Raw genomic sequence first — 2819 nt, forward strand, 5'->3', positions numbered from 1 at the left:
GCAGTCACTTGTGATGCTGATAATCTTTTTGACTATCAGTCTGAGTCACAAGCACCCACACGAATTGCTTGATTCGATTGTTAAAGAGCGGTGGTTGAAGCCTTTCGCTTCAACCGAGGCGCGCATTTTACAGCACCCCTCAAGCAGTCCCTTAAAAGCCTCTGATTTTTAATAAAATCAATTGCTTAAGCCGAACCCAGCACAAATATGCTCGTTAGCGGGAGGCGAATAATACAGCATTAAAACACATGGTCAACCCCCGCCTAGAAATTATTTTCCCTTACTCGGTGCTGCTTGATGCCGATTACAACGCGCTCCAGATTTATGAAACAGCGAGGCCGGCGGTTGAGGCGCTACTGACCAAGCCTGGATCAATGGCTGGGAAAGAGCATCAAGGAAAAACAGATCTGGGTCGAACGTCCGCCATAGAGATTTTCAGCCTGTCACTGTCGAATGCTTGAGTAGCTCCCTTCCCAGGCATCAGGAAGTGTAGGCCCTCGCGCACAACATCACGCTTCTCCAAGCCCTCACATGCGGGCATACGCGGCACACAAGGTTATCTGGGAAGGTCTCGGGACAGTAGAACCAAAAAAGCCCGCTCGGGGCGGGCTTTTCAGGGGCACTCCCAATCATATGGGAACATGTGGAAACTTTCATTTGGTGGAGCCGGGGTACTCGAACCTACGCCCCCTGCCTTCGGTGGGCGGCCCCTAACGGGAGCTTTCTTGAGCTGGAGATTAGCGCTTGCACCCGCCCTGCACCAATGTGTCTTTTACTTTCTTCGCGTTAATCGCCGAAGGCCTTACTTTATATGGTGTCCCAGGGCAGGTTCGAACTGCCAACCTTCCCCTTAGGAGGGGGATGCTCTATCCAATTGAGCTACTGAGACACAAGAGCCGGCAACGAGCGCTGCGCGACAGAGGACGGCGTGCATGTTAACCAGCACGTCGGCATTTGTCATGTCATCCGTGGGGCTTTTTGCCTGTAGCCTTTATGCGCTTGTCGGTGCGGATCGCGCATTCTGCAACAAGGCAGCACGCCATCATTGCAGGATACACGATAAGGTTGTCTAAAAATAATCTCAAATTATTGATTTTAAAGGATTAAATTGAATAAAACGGCTGACATGCAGTGCGCAGCATTACTCCATAAAAAGCCCTCGGCAACCGCCTTCACCCTGTGGAGTATGCCCGATGAGCCGCTCACCGTTTCTACTCAACACCCTGACATTGGCCGTGCTGGCAGGATTGAGAATGCCACCGGAAGGCTCCGCTGCTGCGCTCCAGGGTCAAGCAGCACCCTCAATGCCTGCACAAGGGCGGTATTCGACGCCCAAGCCTAAAAGCCTCCCGCCATGCCCCAGCTTTCCATGCTGTCGACCGCCAGCTGGAGCTGCCTGGTGGTCTAAATACTCAACCCCTGACAAGCAAGCCCTGCTCACGCAACAAATCAAGCAAGCGCGCCACGGCGTCATCAAGACTCGTGGAATTATCCAACAGGTGTACGCCCTGATCAGCGAAGCTCAATTGCTGACTGCGCGCCAGACGCCGTTCGATGTCCTCAAGCGCTTCCCGGCCACGGGCAAGCAAACGCTGGCGTAGGACTTGTGGTTCGACACTGAGCAAAACCGCCAGAAGACCAGGATAACGCTGCCGTGCTTGTGCCAAGTGCGCGCGCGATCCATTGACCAGGACTGTCCTGCCTTGCTCCAGCCAGCTGTCGATCAGCACCGGGATTCCATAAGCCAGGCCATTGGCCCGCCAATACAGGGCAAACTCGCCGTCGGTACACATTTGTTCAAAGCGCTCACAGGAAACGCCTACAGCGTCTTCACCTTTGGCCTCAGCCGAACGGGTGATCACCCGCCGTGCGACAACCACGTTGTGATTTTCCAAGGTTGCCCGGGCAGCATCGATCAATGAGTCCTTGCCGGCACCAGAAGGCCCCATCAAATAGATCAGGCGCCCAGAGAATGCTGTACGGGGCGCGGCGCTTGCATCATGCTGCATAGCCACTATGCTCATCAGTAAGGAAGCCTGCGCATTCTAGACGCTTTCAACGGCCGTTTTCGCCTGTTACCAACAGGTTATAACAAAGACAGCGACGGACCGCTGAATGAAAAATGAAAACTTTTCAAACCAGTCCTCATTTCTGATAATTGGTACTGGCAAAACGCCTCCACTCGGTTCAAAATTTGTCACAGAATTGACGCCAAGGAACCGGCGTTATTGAGGCATGATTCACACCTCATTCGCAATTCAGGTTGAACATTTTGTCGCCGTGATGGTCGTACTGAGATCGTGCGGCCAATTTCGAGAACCGCTTCCCCTGAACTAAAACCGGTCAATTATATGCGCCCAATGAAACAGGCTGTTTACTCTAGCCGCACCGCTGACAAGTTCGTCGTCCGCCTCCCCGACGGAATGCGTGAGCGCATTGCCGAAGTAGCGCGCCACCACCACCGCAGCATGAACTCGGAGATCATCGCCCGCCTGGAGCAGAGCCTGATCCAGGAAGGAGCCCTGGGTGACGAGCTGAGTATGCGCCTGGACAGCCCGGAGCTGTCGCTGCACGAACGTGAGTTGTTGCAACGCTTCCGTCAGCTTTCCCATCGCCAGCAGAACGCGCTGGTGGCCTTGATCGCTCATGATGTCGAAATGGCTGCGGACGCTTCCTGATTCACTACCCGCCTCTGTCTAGTCCTGAAATAGGTTTACACCTTTTCAGGTAGGCCGTTAGGCCTCAGAACGCCCGATGCACCGCATCGGGCGTTTTGTTTTTCAGGGCCATGTGTGGCCGCTCCGTATTGTAGATTTGCA

The 2819-nt window shown here is 54.1% G+C and carries 3 protein-coding genes and 1 tRNA gene; 2 read left to right on the forward strand and 2 right to left on the reverse strand.

The window, feature by feature from the left end:
- The first annotated feature begins 248 nt into the window (after positions 1–248).
- Positions 249–461 carry a hypothetical protein gene (locus tag C6382_RS23660; protein ID WP_107026724.1) on the forward strand — a complete coding sequence of 71 codons (213 nt, stop codon included), beginning with the start codon at positions 249–251 and terminating at the stop codon, positions 459–461.
- Positions 462–812: 351 nt separating this feature from the next.
- Here the strand turns inward: C6382_RS23660 and C6382_RS23665 are convergent.
- Both C6382_RS23665 and phnN read right to left on the reverse strand, forming a co-directional pair.
- Positions 813–889 (reverse strand) — tRNA-Arg (locus C6382_RS23665).
- A gap of 523 nt (positions 890–1412) precedes the next feature.
- Positions 1413–2009, reverse strand: a complete 597-nt coding sequence (phnN, locus tag C6382_RS23670; protein ID WP_107026725.1) for a phosphonate metabolism protein/1,5-bisphosphokinase (PRPP-forming) PhnN — start codon at positions 2007–2009, stop codon at positions 1413–1415.
- Between the two features lie 342 nt (positions 2010–2351).
- Here phnN and C6382_RS23675 point away from each other — a divergent pair, with 342 nt between their 5' ends.
- On the forward strand, positions 2352–2678 hold the full coding sequence (locus tag C6382_RS23675; RefSeq protein ID WP_038616878.1) for an Arc family DNA-binding protein: 327 nt from the start codon (positions 2352–2354) through the stop codon (positions 2676–2678).
- Positions 2679–2819: the final 141 nt, after the last annotated feature.

This window comes from Pseudomonas sp. BBP2017 (assembly GCF_003024385.1).
GTDB lineage: Bacteria > Pseudomonadota > Gammaproteobacteria > Pseudomonadales > Pseudomonadaceae > Aquipseudomonas.

Bases quoted from the DNA above. Each gene is read 5' to 3' on its own strand.
- C6382_RS23660 (WP_107026724.1), top strand. From the start codon at position 249: ATGGTCAACCCCCGCCTAGAAATTATTTTCCCTTACTCGGTGCTGCTT.
- phnN (WP_107026725.1), bottom strand. From the start codon at position 2,009: ATGCAGCATGATGCAAGCGCCGCGCCCCGTACAGCATTCTCTGGGCGC.
- C6382_RS23675 (WP_038616878.1), top strand. From the start codon at position 2,352: ATGCGCCCAATGAAACAGGCTGTTTACTCTAGCCGCACCGCTGACAAG.